This is a genomic window from Lentzea terrae, from assembly GCF_003265345.1.
GTDB classification, from domain to species: domain Bacteria; phylum Actinomycetota; class Actinomycetes; order Mycobacteriales; family Pseudonocardiaceae; genus Lentzea; species Lentzea terrae.
The window spans coordinates 25,442-41,705 of the sequence record NZ_QFWW01000015.1; the positions used below are offsets into that span (position 1 = coordinate 25,442).

The 16,264-nt window shown below is 69.1% G+C and carries 17 protein-coding genes and 2 pseudogenes; 11 read left to right on the forward strand and 8 right to left on the reverse strand.

The window, feature by feature from the left end:
- The 3 genes and pseudogenes from DI276_RS53430 to DI276_RS20655 all read right to left on the reverse strand — a co-directional run.
- Window positions 1-435 (reverse strand): annotated as a pseudogene (locus tag DI276_RS53430) (xanthine dehydrogenase family protein molybdopterin-binding subunit); the annotation flags it as partial.
- Window positions 432-1,409, reverse strand: coding sequence for an FAD binding domain-containing protein (locus DI276_RS20650; protein ID WP_112265867.1), 978 nt, complete (start codon window positions 1,407-1,409; stop codon window positions 432-434). The pseudogene DI276_RS53430 and the gene DI276_RS20650, both read right to left, overlap by 4 nt.
- The gene (locus tag DI276_RS20655; protein WP_112265869.1) at window positions 1,409-1,987 is read right to left on the reverse strand and encodes a (2Fe-2S)-binding protein; all 579 of its coding nucleotides are present in this window, start codon (window positions 1,985-1,987) and stop codon (window positions 1,409-1,411) included. The genes DI276_RS20650 and DI276_RS20655 overlap by 1 nt, the downstream gene beginning before the upstream one ends.
- Window positions 1,988-2,192: 205 nt before the next feature.
- On the opposite strand from DI276_RS20655, the gene DI276_RS20660 reads away from it, so the two are divergent.
- A complete protein-coding gene (locus tag DI276_RS20660) occupies window positions 2,193-3,794 on the forward strand; it encodes a helix-turn-helix transcriptional regulator (RefSeq protein WP_198680787.1) in 1,602 nt (533 codons plus the stop codon).
- A 119-nt stretch (window positions 3,795-3,913) separates the two neighbouring features.
- Window positions 3,914-4,210: a hypothetical protein gene (locus DI276_RS20665; protein ID WP_112265873.1), complete on the forward strand. Its 297-nt coding sequence runs from the start codon at window positions 3,914-3,916 to the stop codon at window positions 4,208-4,210.
- Between the two features lie 2 nt (window positions 4,211-4,212).
- On the opposite strand, the gene DI276_RS20670 is transcribed toward DI276_RS20665, so the two are convergent.
- Window positions 4,213-4,617, reverse strand: coding sequence for a hypothetical protein (locus DI276_RS20670; RefSeq protein WP_112265875.1), 405 nt, complete (start codon window positions 4,615-4,617; stop codon window positions 4,213-4,215).
- Window positions 4,618-4,693: 76 nt separating this feature from the next.
- Entirely contained in the window at window positions 4,694-5,269 is a 576-nt protein-coding gene (kstR, locus tag DI276_RS20675; protein WP_232836801.1) for a cholesterol catabolism transcriptional regulator KstR, read from the reverse strand.
- Window positions 5,270-5,428: 159 nt separating this feature from the next.
- On the opposite strand from kstR, the gene DI276_RS20680 reads away from it, so the two are divergent.
- The 7 genes from DI276_RS20680 (at window position 5,429) to DI276_RS20710 (ending at window position 13,398) form a co-directional block, all read left to right on the forward strand.
- Window positions 5,429-7,330, forward strand: a complete 1,902-nt coding sequence (locus DI276_RS20680) for an acyl-CoA dehydrogenase family protein (RefSeq protein WP_112265879.1) — start codon at window positions 5,429-5,431, stop codon at window positions 7,328-7,330.
- Entirely contained in the window at window positions 7,330-8,286 is a 957-nt protein-coding gene (locus tag DI276_RS20685; RefSeq protein WP_112265881.1) for an acyl-CoA dehydrogenase family protein, read from the forward strand. Before DI276_RS20680 ends, DI276_RS20685 begins: the two co-directional genes overlap by 1 nt.
- A complete protein-coding gene (locus tag DI276_RS20690; RefSeq protein ID WP_112265883.1) occupies window positions 8,276-9,403 on the forward strand; it encodes an acyl-CoA dehydrogenase family protein in 1,128 nt (375 codons plus the stop codon). Before DI276_RS20685 ends, DI276_RS20690 begins: the two co-directional genes overlap by 11 nt.
- Window positions 9,403-10,287 carry a bifunctional MaoC family dehydratase N-terminal/OB-fold nucleic acid binding domain-containing protein gene (locus DI276_RS20695; protein WP_112265977.1) on the forward strand — a complete coding sequence of 295 codons (885 nt, stop codon included), beginning with the start codon at window positions 9,403-9,405 and terminating at the stop codon, window positions 10,285-10,287. The genes DI276_RS20690 and DI276_RS20695 overlap by 1 nt, the downstream gene beginning before the upstream one ends.
- Entirely contained in the window at window positions 10,274-10,657 is a 384-nt protein-coding gene (locus DI276_RS20700; RefSeq protein WP_112265885.1) for a MaoC family dehydratase, read from the forward strand. Before DI276_RS20695 ends, DI276_RS20700 begins: the two co-directional genes overlap by 14 nt.
- Window positions 10,654-11,814 carry a lipid-transfer protein gene (locus DI276_RS20705; protein WP_112265887.1) on the forward strand — a complete coding sequence of 387 codons (1,161 nt, stop codon included), beginning with the start codon at window positions 10,654-10,656 and terminating at the stop codon, window positions 11,812-11,814. The genes DI276_RS20700 and DI276_RS20705 overlap by 4 nt, the downstream gene beginning before the upstream one ends.
- Before the next feature lie 138 nt (window positions 11,815-11,952).
- The gene (locus DI276_RS20710; RefSeq protein ID WP_112265889.1) at window positions 11,953-13,398 is read left to right on the forward strand and encodes an arabinofuranosidase catalytic domain-containing protein; all 1,446 of its coding nucleotides are present in this window, start codon (window positions 11,953-11,955) and stop codon (window positions 13,396-13,398) included.
- A gap of 99 nt (window positions 13,399-13,497) precedes the next feature.
- Here DI276_RS20710 and DI276_RS52195 read toward each other — a convergent pair whose 3' ends face one another.
- Window positions 13,498-14,046 (reverse strand): Clp protease N-terminal domain-containing protein, encoded by a 549-nt coding sequence (locus tag DI276_RS52195; protein WP_269814282.1) that lies wholly within the window; start codon window positions 14,044-14,046, stop codon window positions 13,498-13,500.
- Window positions 14,029-14,448 (reverse strand): annotated as a pseudogene (locus tag DI276_RS52200) (Clp protease N-terminal domain-containing protein); the annotation flags it as partial. The gene DI276_RS52195 and the pseudogene DI276_RS52200, both read right to left, overlap by 18 nt.
- A 66-nt stretch (window positions 14,449-14,514) precedes the next feature.
- On the opposite strand from DI276_RS52200, the gene DI276_RS20720 reads away from it, so the two are divergent.
- Both DI276_RS20720 and DI276_RS20725 read left to right on the forward strand, forming a co-directional pair.
- Window positions 14,515-14,880 carry an excisionase gene (locus tag DI276_RS20720; RefSeq protein WP_112265893.1) on the forward strand — a complete coding sequence of 122 codons (366 nt, stop codon included), beginning with the start codon at window positions 14,515-14,517 and terminating at the stop codon, window positions 14,878-14,880.
- Window positions 14,877-15,848, forward strand: coding sequence for a DUF1835 domain-containing protein (locus tag DI276_RS20725; RefSeq protein WP_112265895.1), 972 nt, complete (start codon window positions 14,877-14,879; stop codon window positions 15,846-15,848). The genes DI276_RS20720 and DI276_RS20725 overlap by 4 nt, the downstream gene beginning before the upstream one ends.
- Here the strand turns inward: DI276_RS20725 and DI276_RS20730 are convergent.
- Window positions 15,827-16,249: an ester cyclase gene (locus tag DI276_RS20730; protein ID WP_157984848.1), complete on the reverse strand. Its 423-nt coding sequence runs from the start codon at window positions 16,247-16,249 to the stop codon at window positions 15,827-15,829. The genes DI276_RS20725 and DI276_RS20730 overlap by 22 nt on opposite strands.
- Window positions 16,250-16,264: the final 15 nt, after the last annotated feature.

Here is a 16,264-nt window from a genome sequence, read left to right on the forward strand (position 1 = left end):
GCCGACGACTTCTTCGACCTCCTCGAATTTCTGGACGGTCCGGCCGGGAAACTCGGTGACCGGCGGCTGGTGCTGGTAGGTCGCGGTGACCAGCCCGGCGGCGTCGCGGGCCTGTTCGAAGGTCTCCGCGACGACGAACCCGATGGCCTGCCCGAAGAACCGCACCTCCTTGTCCTGCAACGGCGGGAAGCGCTCGTCGCTCTGCTCCTGGACGTACGCGAACAGCTTGAGCGGGTTGAACGGCGTGTACACAGCCAGCACGCCGGGGGAAGCCATTGCCGCTGCGGTGTCCATCGCGGTGACCTGGCCGCGGCCGATGGTGCTCGTGACCAGGTAGCCGTAGGCGACACCGGGAATCTTGGTGTCGGCGGCGTACGGTGCCGCGCCGGTGACCTTGATGCGGCCGTCGACCCGGTCGACCGAGCGCCCGATCATCGCACACCTGCCGCGTCGAGCAGGGCGCGGACGATCGTGCGCTTCAACAGACTGGTCTTGAACGCGTTGTGCGGCAACGTCCGTACTCCGTCCACAGCGGACTCGGCGGCGTCGGCGAAGGTTCGTTCGACGGCCACGTTGCCCTGCAACGCTTCCTCGACCGCCCGTAACCTCCACGGTTTCGTGCCGACACCGCCCGCGGCGAGCCGGACGTCCTGGACCACACCGCGTTTGAGGTTGACCGCGGCCGCGACGGACGTGAGCGCGAACTCGTAGGACTGCCGGTCGCGGATCTTGAGGTAGGTCGAGTGCCTGGCCCAGGGCAGCACGGGCACGACGACCTCGGCGATCAGCTCACCGGGCCCGAGCACGTTCTCGCGTTCCGGTGTGCTGCCGGGCAGGCGGTAGAAGTCCTCGAGCGGCACGGTCCGGTCGCCGTCCTTGCCGCGCAGCACCACCTGGGCCTCCAGCGCGACGAACGCGACCGCGACGTCGCTGGCGTGGGTCGCGACGCAGGAGTCGCTCGTGCCGAGGATGGCGTGGCCGCGGTTGATCCCGGTCAGTGCGGGACAGCCGCTGCCGGGCAGTCGCTTGTTGCAGGCCGACGTGACGTCGCGGAAGTAGTCGCATCGGGTGCGCTGCATCAGGTTGCCGCCGATGCTCGCCATGTTCCGCAGCTGGCCGGACGCGCTGAGCAGCAGTGCTTTCGAGATCATCGGGTGGGTGGCGGTGACGACGGGATGCGCGGCCACGTCGCTCATCCGCTCCAGCGCCCCGATCCGCAACGCGCCGGCGTGCAGCCGAATGCCCTTGAGCGGCAGGCCGTTGACGTCGATCACCCGGTCCGGCGTCAGGACGTCGAGCTTCATCAGGTCGACCAGCGTCGTGCCGCCGGCCAGGAACGCGGACCCCGGCCTGGCGAGCTTCAACGCGTCGGTGACGGACGACGGGGTGGCGTAGTCGAACGCGCGCATCAGCGTTCACCGCCCTTGGCCTGCTTGATCGCGTCGAGGATGTTCGGGTAGGCGCCGCAGCGGCAGATGTTGCCGGACATGGCTTCCCGGATCTGGTCGTCGGTGCGCACCTCGCGTTCCTCGACCACCTTGACCGCCGACATGATCTGCCCGGACGTGCAGAACCCGCACTGGAAGCCGTCGTGGTCGATGAACGCCCGCTGCACCGGGTGCAGGTCGTCGCCGTCGGCGATGCCCTCGATCGTGGTGACTTCCTTGCCCTGCAACGTCGCCGCCAGCGTGAGGCACGACAGCACGCGCCGGTCGTCGACGTGGACCGTGCACGCGCCGCACTGTCCGCGGTCGCAGCCCTTCTTCGTGCCGGTGAGCTGGAGGCGTTCCCTGAGCGCGTCGAGCAGCGTGACCCGAGGATCGATGCTGAGCTTCTGCCGCTCGCCGTTGACCCTGAACGCCACCTCGACAACACCGGGAGCCGGTGCGTCGACCGCCGCGATCGCCTCCACGGCCGGCGACGTCAACGCGACTCCGGCCGAGACCGCGGCCGCCTGACCGAAGAACTGCCGTCTGCTGGTCGTCATGTGACCCCCTGTGCTCGGGGCCACACAAGCAGTACTGCTCCGATGGGTCAATGCGCCAACATGCCGAATCTGGGGCCGTTGACGTGAGTTGCAGTACCAGAGATCCGATGTATCGGGGCGTTTTGTCTGGTTCGCCCTGCCGTGTCGTTTCACCCGGCTGAAAGGCGTGACCTGTGCCAGGATGACGCGGCGGTCGGAGGTGGTCGTGGAACCTGACCTCGAGCTCGGACGCCGGTGCTTCGCCGAGGCGAACTGGCGGGACGCCTACGCCGCGTTCACCGGAGGACCCCTGGACGCGGCGGACCTGGAGCTGTTCGCCCAGACCGCCTACATGCTCGGCCGCGACGACGAGTACGTGAACGCGCTGGAACAGGCACATCAGGCCCACCTGCGGGCCGGTGCGCCGATGCGGGCGCTGCGGTGCGCGTTCTGGATCGGCCACAGCCTGCTGTTCCACGGGCAGCTGGCGCCCGCACTGGGCTGGTTCGGCCGGGCACGGCGCCTGCTCGAACGAGAGCAGCGCGACGTGGCCGAACGCGGCTACGTGCTGATCACGGACATGCTGAACCACCTGATCAACGGCGAGGCCGCAGCGGCGGGCGCGGTGGCCGCCGAGATCATCGAGGTGGGGGAGCGCTTCGGTGACGACGACCTGGTCGCGCTGGGCATGATGGAACAGGGGCATTCGCTCGTCCGGGCCGGGCGCGCACCGGACGGCCTGCGGTTGATCGACGAGACGATGGTCGCCGTCACCACGGGCGAACTCTCGCCGATCGTCGCCGGCATCGTCTACTGCAACACGATCTCCTTCTGCCGCGAGGTCTACCAGCTGCGCCGGGTCAGGGAATGGACGGCCGCGCTCACCCGGTGGTGCGCGCGGCAGCCGAACATGGTGGCGCACAAGGGTGTCTGTCTGGTGCACCGCGCCGAGGTCATGACGGTGTGCGGAGCGTGGGACGAGGCGCTCGTGGAGCTCGGCCGGGTGGGCGAGGAGCTGACTCGGGGTGCCCTGAACGAGCGGGCGCGAGGTGACGCGGCTTATCGCGAAGGTGAGGTGCACCGCCTGCGCGGGGAGTTCGGCGCGGCCGAGGAGTCGTACCGCCGGGCCAGTTCCCTGGGCAGGGAACCGCAACCCGGGCACGCGCTCTTGCGGCTGGCGCAGGGGAAACCCGACGTCGCGGCCGCGATGGTCCGCAGGGCCGTGGCGGAGACGACCCGCGGGCTGCCGCGCGTCGCACTCCTGCCGGCTTACGTCGAGATCATGCTGGCCGCAGGCGACCTCGACGCGGCTGCCGGTGCGTGCCGCGACCTCCGCGAGATCGCTCAGCAGCAGGAGAACGAGGCCATCAACGCGATGTTCTGGCACGCCCGCGCGGCGTTGGCGTTGGCGACGGGCGACTTCGAGGCCGCGCTGACCGAGGCACGCCGGGCGTGGCAGACCTGGCACCAGATCGAGGCGCCGCACGACGCTGCCCGCAGCCGGGTGCTGATCGCACGGGCGTGCGCCTCGCTGGGCGACCCCGAGTCCTGCGCCCTGGAACTGCAAGCGGCACTGGAGACGTTCACGGCACTCGGCGCACGACCGGAGCTCGCCGCGCTCGCGCCGGACGACCGGCACGGCCTCAGCGACCGCGAGGTCGAGGTGCTCCGCCTGGTGGCGACCGGCCGCAGCAACCGCCAGATCGCCGCGACGCTGTTCCTGAGCGAGCACACCGTCGCCCGGCACCTGCAGAACATCTTCGGCAAGCTCGGAGTCTCGTCGCGGACGGCCGCGAGCGCGTTCGCCCACGAGCACCACCTCGCGTGAGGCTCGTGGTCAATCCTGGTGACCGGCCTCGAACCGGGATTGGTCAGTCCGAGCGAGGCGGGCCCTGGTCCGTCCTGCCTAGCGTCGTGCCCATCGGTTCCAGCACGAGGAGGCACGTCATGTACGTCATCGTCCACCACCACATCAAGAACCCCGAGAACGCCTTGCAGCGCGGGCAGCGGCTCATCTCCGGCGACGGCGCTCCCACGAGCGTCAAGGTGCTCCAGTTCTACCCTGCCCAGGACCTGAGCCTCGTGACCTGCCTGTGGGAGGCGGACACTCTCGCGTCGGTCCAGGGCTGGGTCGACTCGGTCCTGGGCGACGCGAGCGAGAACCGCTGCTACGCCGTGGATGCGGAGCGGGCGTTCGCCGAACGTCCACTCGGCCTCGCGGCCGCACCGATGCTGCCCGCGTGAGCTCAGCTCGCGGTCACCGTCTCGCAGGTAACCTTCTCGCCGGGTTTGGCCGTCGCGCTCGTGAGCACCTTCACGCCGTCGAGCAGGATGCGGCACGTCAGCACCTGGTTGCCGGCAGGAGTCGCGCTGACTTCTGCCTTCTCACCGGCGTTGATGACCGCCTCGTACTGGAACGGGACGGTGGTGGCCTTCGAGATGACGTGCGGCGATTCCTTCCGGTAGCGGTCGGGGTTCTCCAGGTACTCGATCCGCATGGGCAGGTCGGCGGCCGGTTCGGTCGTCACCTCGTAGGTGACGGCCCAGGCCTTGCCGACCAGCGTGTTCCAGCCACCGAACTGCTGCACCAGGAAAACCGTGCCACCGGCGATCACGGCCAGCAGGCCGAGTACCACCACGAGCGTCTTCATAGGACAGACGGTAGGGCGCACGGCGTGCACCGGCATCGTTCGGGGGTGTGACTCCGGGGTCATCCCGCAGGACGACCTACTTCAGCAGCAGGCGCACCGTGAGCTCGAGGCGGTTCGCGACGTCGGTGGCCGTGGCGCGACGGGTGACCCAGGCGACCAGGTTCGACAGCCACACGTCGCCGATCACGCGCGCGATGGCCTTCTGCTCGTCGGTCGGCTCCTCGTCGCTCATCGCGCGGGTGAACATGCTCTCCATCAGCCACGCCACGCGGTCGACCTCGGCGCCCGCGGAGGCGTCGGCGAAGGTGAACGCGCGCGTCATCGCCTCGGTGAGGTGCGGGTTGCGCTGCAGGCCGCGGGTGATGCGGCCGAGCACGAACAGCACGCGCTCGTAGGGGCTGTCGCCGGGGACGGTGGCGCGGTCCATCTTCTCCTGGGCGCGCTCCAGTTCCACGCCGAGGCTGGACACGAGCAGGTGGACCTTCGACGGGAAGTAGCGGTACAACGTGCCCAGGGCGACGTCCGCCCGGTCGGCCACGGCGCGCATCTGGACGGCGTCGAACCCGCCCTTGGACGCCAGCGCGATGGTCGCGTCGACGATCCGCTTGCGGCGCTCGCGCTGGGCCGCGGAGCTGAGCTCCTCGCCCGCCATGAGCGCGTCCGTGCGCGACTTCGAAGGTGACACGGAGATGATCCTCCTGAAACGTGTTGCAGCTGCCTCCGCATCATACTCGATCGGTATCCCGGCCATGATCTGTTGCTAGAATTAGAACACGTTCTATAAACTCCTTCACGTATTGGAGGAGGCTGCATGCCGATCGCCACGACCGGGGAACAACGCGCGTTGCGCGACAGCGTGGACGCGGCCAAGGGCGAGTGGGCCGACCTCGTCCGGGTCGGGTTCTTCGAGGTGACGCGGGAGGGCGGCACGGTCGCCGATCTCGCGGTGATGCTGGAGCGGGCGGCCGAGAACCTGGTGCCGGGGCCGTTGCTGCCCACGGCGCTGGTGTCGGTGCTGCAGCCCGGTTTCGAGGGAGTCGCCGGGTTCGGATTTTCGTCTCAACACGTGATCGGTGCGGCCGAGGCGACGCATCTGCTGGTGCGGACGGACTCCTGGATGCTCGTGCCGGCTGCTGACGTGACCGTGACGCCGCTGGACGCGGTGGACCTCTCGCGGTCGCTGGGGTCGGTGGTGGTGAACTCGCCGGGGGTTGCGGTCGCTGATCCGACGGACCTCGCGGTGACGTTGATGGCGACCGAGGCGAGCGGCGTCGCGGCGTGGTGCCTGAACACCGCGGTCTCGTATGCCAAGCAGCGTCAGCAGTTCGGGCGTGCGATCGGGTCGTTCCAGGCCGTGAAGCACCTGTGCGTGGAGATGCTGTGCCGGGCCGAGCAGGCTTCGTCGGTCGCGTGGGACGCGGCTTCGTCGGTCGGTGAGGACGAACATCCGCTGGCTGCCGCGGTTGCGGCGGCCGTCGCCCTGGACGCGGCGGTCCGGAATGCCAAGGACTGCATCCAGGTCCTGGGTGGAATCGGTTTCACCTGGGAGCACGACGCGCACCGCTATCTGCGCCGGGCGTTGGCCTTGCAGCAGTTGGCGGGCGGTGTCGCGCGGTGGCGGCGGCGCGTCGCGGAACTGGCGTTGCAGGGGATGCGGCGGTCGCACGCGGTCGAGTTCTCGGGTGATCCCGAGGTGCGGGCGTTCGCAGCGGAGCTCGCTCAGTTGGACGTGGCGGAGCAGCGGGAACGGCTGGCGGACAGCGGTTATCTCGTGCCGCACTGGCCGCGGCCGTACGGGCTGGACGCCGACCCGGCCCGGCAGTTGGTGATCGACGACGAGTTCGCTCGCGCCGGGGTGCGCCGGCCGGACCTGGTGATCGGCGGCTGGGCAGGGCCGACGATCCTCCGGCACGGAACGCCTGAGCAGCAGGAACGGTTCGTGCGGCCGACCCTGCGCGGCTCGCTCACCTGGTGTCAGCTGTTCAGCGAGCCGGAGGCCGGGTCGGACCTGGCGTCGTTGCGCACCAAGGCCGTCCGGGTGGACGGCGGCTGGCGGATCACCGGGCAGAAGGTGTGGACGTCACTCGCGCACGAGGCCGACTGGGCGATCTGCCTGGCCCGCACGGACTCGTCGGTGCCGAAGCACAAGGGCATCACGTACTTCCTGGTGGACATGCGGTCGTCCGGCGTCGAGATCCGGCCGTTGCGGGAGATCACCGGCGACGCCCGGTTCAACGAGGTCTTCCTGGACGACGTGTTCGTGCCCGACTCGTGCGTGGTCGGTTCCGTGAACGACGGGTGGCGGCTGGCGCGCACGACCCTCGCGAACGAACGGGTCGCGATGGGGTCGTCCCTGGGCGAGTCGCTCGAACGGGTTTTGCAGTCGGACGTTGCCGCTGACCACGCGGAACGGCTGGGAGAGCTGGTGGCGCAAGGGCTCGCGGTCGCGACGCTGGACCAGCGCGCGAGTCTGCGGGTGCTGAGCGGACAGGAGCCGGGCGCGGAGTCCAGCGTGCGGAAGCTGGTCGGGGTGCGGCAACGGCAGGACGTCGCGGAGTTCGCGGTCGAGCTGCTCGGGCCGGACGGTGCGGTGAACGGTCAGGAGATCTACGAGTTCCTGCTCACGCGGTGTCTGAGCATCGCGGGCGGGACCACGCAGGTGCTGATGAACCTGGCGGGAGAGCGAATTCTCGGTCTGCCGAGGGAGCCTTGATGGACTTCAGTCTTGATGAAACCCAACTGGAGATCGCGCGGTTGGCGGCCGACGTGCTGGGCAGGGAGAGCGACACCCCCTGGAAAGCCTTGGGAGAGGCGGGATTGCTGTCCCTGGCCGTACCGGAACGACTGGGTGGCGATGGGCTCGGCGTGCTGGAAACCGCCGTGCTGCTCACCGAGGTCGGGCGGCGGGCAGTGGACGTGCCGGCGCTGGCGACGCTCGCGTTGGGCGTGCTGCCGATCGTCGCACACGGCACTCCCGAGCAGCAGGACGAGTTGCTGCCGCTGGTGAGCGAGCAGCACGGCGTGCTGACGGCCGCATTGAGCGAGCCGTCGGCACCGCTACCGGCCCGGCCGAGCACGACGGCGGGACCGGACGGCATTTCCGGTGTGAAGATCAACGTGCCGCACGCAGCCGAGGCGCGACGGATTCTCGTCAGCACCGACGCCGGGGTCTTCGTCGTGGATCCGGCGCAGTCAGGTGTGTCCATTTCGGACGGAACGGTGCGCCTCGACGGTGCCCGCGGGGACGAGTTGCACGGCGCGGATTTGCGCCGGTTCGCCCTGGCCGGGGCGTGTGCGGTGGCGGACGGTGTGCTTGCCGGAGCGCTTGATCTGACCGTGCAGCACGTTGGCACCCGCCACCAGTTCGGCAAGCCGCTGTCGACGTTCCAAGCAGCTGCGTGCCAGGTCGCGGACGTCTACATCGCGTCCCGCACCCTGCACCTGGCGACGTTGACTGCGTGCTGGAGCCTCGACGAGGGCGATCTTGATGTTGCGGCGTACTGGTTGGCGGCGGAAGCGCTGCCCGCCGTTCACACCTGCCACCACCTGCACGGCGGACTCGGTCTCGACATCACCTACCCGATGCACCGCTACTACGGCATGGCCAAGGAGCTGACGCGGTTCGTCGGCGGAGTGGAGCACCGCTTGGGGGCCATCGATGTTCATTGATCTCACCGCCGCACAACGGAAACTGCGCGACGAGCTGCGCGAGTACTTCGCCGGCGTCATGTCGCCGCTGGAACGCGAGGCGATGCTGACCGAACGGCACGGCGCGACCTACCGCGAGCTGGTGCGCAGGCTCGGACGCGACGGCAGGCTCGGCGTCGGGTGGCCGGTCGAGTACGGGGGCCTCGGCTTCGGGCCGGTCGAGCAGCAGATCTTCGTCAACGAGGCGGCGCGCGCGGACGTCCCGCTGCCGTACGTGACGCTGCAGACGGTCGGGCCGACGTTGCAGGCGTTCGGCACGCAGGAGCAGAAGGACTTCTTCCTGCCGCGCATCCTCAGCGGCGACCTCCACTTCGCCATCGGCTACACCGAACCGGAGGCGGGCACCGACCTGGCCGCGTTGCGCACCAAGGCGGTTCGCGATGGTGATCACTACGTCGTCAACGGGCAGAAGACGTTCACGACGGGCGGGCACGACGCCGACTACGTGTGGCTGGCCTGCCGCACCGGTGCGCCGGACTCGCGGCACAAGGGCATCACGATCCTGATCGTCGACACCCAGGACCCCGGCTACTCGTGGACGCCGATCATCACGTGCGACGGCGCACATCACGTCAACGCGACCTACTACAACGACGTGCGAGTGCCTTTGAACAGGCGAGTGGGCGAGGAGGACAAGGGCTGGCGGCTGATCACCACCCAGCTCAACCACGAGCGCGTGATGCTCGGGCCGTCCGGCAGGCTCGGCGCGCTGCTCGAGCGGGTCCACAGCTGGGCCGCCGAACGCGAGTTGCTCGATCTGCCGGACGTGCGCCGGGCGTTGGCGGAGGCGCGGGCCGTGCACCGGGTGAACGAGCTGCTCAACTGGCAGGTCGCGAGCGGCGAGGTGTCGGTTGCGGACGCTTCGGCGACCAAGGTGTTCGCCGCGGACCGCACCCAGCGCGTCGGCAGGCTGCTGGACGAGCTGGTCGGACGGCACGGCGCCGACGCGGAACTGGTGCGGTGGCTGGACGTGCAGGCGCGCCGCAACCTCGTGCTCACGTTCGGCGGGGGCGTGAACGAGATCCAGCGCGAGCTGATCGCGAACATCGGGCTCGGCCTACCACGGGTGGTGCGATGATCGACATCGAGAAAGAAGCGGCGCGCATCGCCGAACAGGGCGAGTCGGCGCCACGGCTGGCGCGGGATCCGGTCAACCTGCCGATGATCAACAACTGGCTGGAGGCGCTCGGCGACCGGCATCCCGGCTACACCGAGGTCGCGCCGCCCGCGATGGTCCAGGTGTGGACGATGGGTGGGCTGCACGGGCAGCGCACGCTGGACGACCCGCTCGGCGCGATGATGAAGATCCTGGACGAGGCCGGGTTCACGTCGGTCGTGGCGACGAACAGCGACCAGACGTACCACCGGTATTTGCGCGTGGGTGAGCACCTGTCGGTGACGTCGACGTTGGAGGACGTGACGGGGCCGAAGAAGACGGCGCTGGGCGAGGGTTGGTTCGTCACGACGAGGAGTACCTGGTACGTCGGGGACGAGCCGGTGGCCGAGATGCGGTTCCGGGTGTTGAAGTTCCGCCCGGCCGAGAAAGCGGTGCAGCAACCAGAAGCACCAAAAGCACAGGCGATCAGGCCCTCGATCAACCGCGACACCGAGTACTTCTGGGACGGCTGCCGGGAAGGTGAGCTGCGCATCCAACGCTGCGGCGGTTGCGGCCTGCTGCGCCACCCACCCGGCCCGATGTGCCCGGAATGCGGTGCCACCAAACCGAAGTACCTCGTCTCGGACGGCCGCGGCGTGGTCTACAGCTACGTCGTGCACCACCACCCGCAGGTGCCGGGCAAGCAGACCCCGTTCGTCGTCGCCCTGGTCGAACTGGACGAGGGCGTGCGGATGCTCGGCGAGCTCGACGGCGAACCGAGCATCGGGCTACCGGTCGAGGTCGTGTTCACGAAGGTCGACGACGAACTGACGATGCCGAGCTGGAGGCCCCGTGCGGATCGGTGATTCCCTGCCGGAGTGGCACGTCGAGGCCACGCCCACGTTCGTGATCAGCACCGCGATCGCGACGCGGGACTTCCAGGACGTGCACCACGACCGCGACCTGGCGATCCAGCGCGGGTCGAAGGACATCTTCATCAACATCCTGACCACCACCGGCCTGGTGCAGCGGTACGTCACGGACTGGGCGGGCCCGGAGGCGTTGGTGCGTCAGGTGAACATCCGGCTCGGCGCGCCCTGCTACGCCTACGACACGCTGAAGTTCTTCGGCCAGGTGATAGGCAGAAGCGATCAGGACCTGACCATCGAGGTCGTCGGCAGGACCGGGCACGGTGACCACGTCACCGGAACAGTGAAGATCGAGGTGCCGGCATGACCGCCGCGATCGTGGGAATCGGCGCGACCGACTTCTCCAAGGACTCCGGGCGCAGCGAACTGCAGCTGGCCGCGGAAGCTGTCCGGGCCGCACTGCAGGACGCCGGGCTGGAACCGTCTGATGTGGACGGTCTGGTCAGCTTCACCATGGACACCAACGCCGAGATCGCGGTGGCGCGCGAGCTGGGCATCCCGGAGCTGACGTTCTTCAGCCGCGTCCACTACGGCGGCGGCGCGGCCTGCGCGACGGTGCAGCAGGCCGCGATGGCGGTCGAGACCGGTGCGGCGAAGGTCGTCGTGTGCTACCGCGCGTTCAACGAACGGTCCGGGCACCGGTTCGGCCAGGTGCAGACGGCGGCGGCGGTGAACATCGACAACAGCTGGTCGTATCCGATGGGGCTGGGCACGCCGGCCGCGATGGTCGCGATGTTCGCCCGGCGGTACATGCACGAGTACGGCGCCACGAGCGAAGACTTCGGCCGGATCGCCGTGATCGACCGCAAGCACGCCGCCACCAACCCGCACGCCTGGTTCCACAACCGGCCGATCACGCTCGACGACCACCAGGCGTCTCGGTGGATTTCGGAACCGTTGCGGTTGCTCGACTGTTGTCAGGAGACCGACGGTGGCGTGGCCATCGTCGTCACTTCACCAGAACGCGCCCGCGACCTGCCGAACAAGCCCGCGCACATCAAGGCTGCCACGCAGGGCAGCAGCGTGGACCAGTTCACGATGACCAGCTACTACCGCGACGACCTGACCAGGTTGCCCGAGATGGGCGTGGTGGCGCGAGGCCTGTGGGAGAAGTCGGGCATCGGTCCGTCCGATGTGGACGTCGCGGTGCTCTACGACCACTTCACACCGTTCGTCCTCGTTCAACTCGAAGAGCTGGGTTTCTGCGGAAGGGGCGAGGCCAAGGACTTCGTGGCGTCGGGTGCGCTGGAACTGGACGGGACGTTGCCGCTCAACCCGCACGGCGGTCAGCTCGGTGAGGCCTACCTGCACGGCATGAACGGCATCGCCGAGGGTGTCCGGCAGGTGCGCGGCACCGCGGTGAACCAGGTGGCTGAGGTGAACCACGTCCTGGTCACCGCGGGCACCGGCGTCCCGACCAGCGGCCTGGTACTGGCCGACTCCATCGAATCGGTTCGACCATAGACGTCTTCGTTCGACGGGTGCGCCTTGCCGGGTACCGTCAACTGAGGGATGTTGAGCAGTTGACGGTACTCAGCCCACTCCTCGGGTTTCGACGAACCGGTTCGATCTGGGGCATCCCAATGGAAGGCATCGACAGGTATGAAGGGTCGATCAAGCCGCTTCACCATCGCCGTTGCGGCGTCACTCGCGCTCACCGCCTCCGCCATCGCTCTTCCCGAAGAGCCGAGCGCACGGGCGGCAGCATCCGGTCCGTGCGACATCTATGCCACCGGCGGCACGCCCTGCGTGGCCGCGCACAGCACCACTAGGGCGTTGTACGGCAACTACAACGGCCCGCTCTACCAAGTCAGAAGGTCCTCGGACAACGCCACGCGGGACGTCGGTGTGCTCAGCGCGGGCGGTGTGGCCGACAGCGCCGCCCAGGACGCGTTCTGCGCCACCGCGACCTGTCTCATCGGCATCATCTACGACCAGTCGGGCCGGGGTAACCACCTCACCCAGGCACCTCCTGGCTACTGGAAGGGGCCCGAGCCCGGCGGATGGGACAAGCTCGCCGACGCGAAGGCCGCACCGATCAGCGTCGGCGGTCAGAAGGCCTATGGCGTCCGCATCTCGCCAGGCACCGGCTACCGCAACAACAGGACGAACGGCGTCGCGACCGGTGACCAGCCGGAAGGCATCTACGCGGTCGTCGACGGCCAGCACTACAACCAGTGGTGCTGCTTCGACTACGGCAACGCGCAGACGACCAACACCGCCGACAGCCCCGCCATCATGGAGACCGTCTACTTCGGATCCAGCAAGCAGTGGGGCTACGGCGACGGTCCCGGCCCGTGGATCATGGCCGACCTGGAGTGGGGGCTGTTCTCCGGTGTGAACGCCGGGTACAACAGGAACCCGACCATCAACCACCGCTTCGTGACGGCGATCGTCAAGGGCGAGCCGAACCACTGGGCGATCCGCGGCGGCAACGCGCAGTCGGGCGGCCTGTCGACGATGTTCGACGGCCCGCGTCCCAACGGCTACCACCCGATGAAGAAGCAGGGCGCGATCCTCCTCGGCATCGGCGGCGACAACAGCGTCACCGGCGCCGGCACGTTCTTCGAGGGGGTGCTCACCTCCGGCTATCCGTCGAACGCCACCGAGGACGCCGTGCAGGCCAACATCACCGCGGCCGGCTACGCACCAGCCAACTCGCGGCCGGGCGTGCAGATCGTCGGCAGCCAGTCCAACCGGTGCGTCGACGCGCCGGCCGGCACGAACGGCACCCAGACGCAACTGGCGGACTGCCAGGGCGCCGACCGGCAGCGCTGGACCCAGACGGCGGACAAGAGGTTGCAGATCTACGGCAACAAGTGCCTTGACGCCAACGGCCAGGGCACCACCAACGGCACCCAGGTGATCATCTGGGACTGCCACGGCGGTGCGAACCAGCAGTGGAACGTCAACTCGAACGGCACCATCTCCGGCGTGCAGTCAGGTCTGTGCCTGGACGCCAACGGCGGCGGCACGACCAACGGCACGAAAGTCATTCTCTGGTCGTGTCACGGCGGAACGAACCAGCGGTGGGCTCTCCGAGGCTGAGCACCGCGTTGGCGAGCACGGGACGGTCCCGCGGTGAACCAGGTGGCTGAGGTCAACCACGTCCTGGTCACCGCGGGAACCGGCGTTCCGACGAGCGGCCTAGGCGCGTCGTAGGCGGTCCCGCATCACCTTGCGCATCATGGTCAGCAGCCCCTTGGGCTCCTCCTCCTGCACCGGCTGGAGGTACCCGAGCAGCTTGTGCAGCAGCTCGTTGGTCGACGTCCACAGCGGCACGAAGTCGCCGGCGACCGGGCCGGTGCCGCGGATCGGGCCGCCGGTCACCTCGGTGATGCGCCGGACCAGGTCTAGGGTCTGTTCGTCGCGGAACACGAGCTGCACCTCGTCCTCGGTCAGCCGCACCTCCATCTTGCGCGCCGCGGCCTCTTCCGGCGTGGCGTCCGTGGTGCCTTCGGGATCGAGCTCGTCGATCTTCGCGGCGATGGCTTCCGGGTCGACACCGAGGTCGGCGAGCACGCGAGCCGCCATGCTGCCCTCGGAGCGGACCAGCGCCTCCAGCAGGTGGTGGCTGCCGACCGGGCCCGCACCCGCGAGCGCCGATGCGGCGGAGAACGCCTCTTCCGCCGCCGTCGTGGACTTCTGGGTGCGGGCGGACGGTTCGGCGATCTCCGCCAGCACCAGCCTGCGCACGCGGTCCAGGTCGTCGGCCTGCCGGACGAGGACCTTGGCCGCGACCCCCTCGCCCTCCCTGATCAGGCCCAGCAGGATGTGTTCCGGGCCGATGTGGTTGTGGTTGAGGGCGAGCGCCTCGCGCAACGACAGCTCGAGCACTTTCTTCGCCCGCGGCGTGAAGGGGATGTGCCCTTCTTTTCGCGGCTCGGTGCCGGCGCCGACGATCTCGATCACGTCGGCCCGCACCGACTCCTTGGTCAGCCCGGCGCGGTGGAGCACCCTGGCCGCGACTCCGGCCGGCGCGTCGAACAGGCCGAGCAGCACGTGCTCGGTCCCGATGTAGTTGTGCTGCAACCCCCGCGAGATCTCCTGTGCGTGGACGACGACCTGGCGGGCCTCCCCGGTGAATCTCTCAAACATGAAACCCAGCGTGCGCGCCTATGATTGACCATGTCAATGCTGTGTCACTGACAGGGTGGGGTGGCAATGTCAGGCGAATGGGAAGACCGGCTCTCCCGCTGGCAGGACGAACTGCGGCTGTTCGCGCAGCTGGACGAGACGCCGTGGGTGTCGCTCGCGCAGGCCGAGGCGGAGACCGGGGTGTCGCGCTCGGCCCTGCGCTCCTGGTACCGCAACGGCGAGATCGAGTCGCGCCTGGTCGACGGTCCGAACGGGCCGCAGCGCCTGGTGCCGCTCGACGCCGTCGTGGAGCGGGCCGCGAAGTCGCCCCGGATCCAGCGGCGGGCCGAGCGCGAGATCGGCCTCGAAGCCCAGGTGACCCTGTTGCGTCACCGGATCGACCAGCTAGAACTGCGGCTGGCAGCACTGGAACGGAGGTCACCACCGACATGACGTTCGACGAGGCGTTGCACGTGAGCAACGGCGACAGCACCGACGTGCCCGCGCGGCAGGTCGTCTACTGGCGCGACTCCCTGCACGAAGGACCGGTGCCTGCCGTGGGGCCGGAGGAGCTCCGCCGGATCAGGGCCGAGTTCCTCGCGCAGAACAACGCCGACGAGGGCGCGGCCATGTTCGCCGAGCGGGACCGCACCCTGGAGGCGGCCAGGGACGGCGAGTACGTGCTGTGGTTCGAGGCGGACCTCTACGACCAGCTGCAGATCATCCAGATCCTCGACCGGCTGGCGGATCTCGGTGTGCCGGCCGAACGCATCACGCTGATCTGCATCGGTGAGTATCCGGGCATCGCCCGTTTTGGCGGTCTCGGCGAGCTGACCGCGGACCAGTTGCGCGAGCTGCCCGCCACGAAAGCATGCGCACGGCTGACACCGCCCGCGCTGGAACTCGCGGCACGGGCGTGGGCCGCATTCCGCGCACCGGCCCCGAAAGGCCTGGCCGCCATCGCCGCCACCCGCTCGGGCGAGCTCCGGTTCCTCGGCGAGGCGTTCGACCGCCTGGGCCGCGAGTATCCGTCCACTCGCGACGGTCTGGCGCTGACCGAACGGCGCGTGCTGGCCGCCGTCGCCGGTGGTGCGTCCGACGCCGGCACCGCGTTCGTTCGCGCCGCTGCCAGGGAGACGCGTCCCTACCTGGGCGACACGTGGTGCTTCGCGATCATGGAACGGCTGGCGCGCGCGACCGTCCCGCTGCTCGACGCCGCGTCCGGCCCGATCGACCGGCACACGACCCTCAAGCTCACGCCCGCCGGAGCGGAAGTGCTTGCCGGGCGGGCGGATCACGTGGCGCTGAACGGCGTCGACCGGTGGATCGGGGGAGTGCACCTGCGGGGACAGCACCGCTGGGACGAGGGGATCGAGGCCGTCGTCAGCGCAGGGAGCGGTCAGCCGGACAGTCCGACCTGAGCCATCATTCCGGAACCGTCGAAGTACGCGCGTTCCTCGGCGATCAGGTCGTCGGGCCCGAGCGTCCAGAAGATGCCCATGTCCACGGCGAACCCCTTGCCGGTCGGTGGAATCTCACCGCCGGGGCCGGGCATCGGGCCGAGCATGGTTCCCGTCGCGTGCGCCTCCCACGCGAGTCCGTCGTGCGCGACCACCGGCTCCCAGGTGAGCGTCCACACCATGTCCGGGAAGGCCTGTCTGAACGTGGCGGCCGTGGCGACCACGGCGTCGCGGCCCTTGGTCGGCTGCGGCGAGAGCGGGTCGGTGAGCAGCACGTCCTCGGCGTACAACGGACCGAGGGCGGAGAGGTCACCAGCGTTGAAGGCGTCGACGTACCTGCGCACCAGGTCTGCTCCGGCCATGTCACGTCTCCTCGG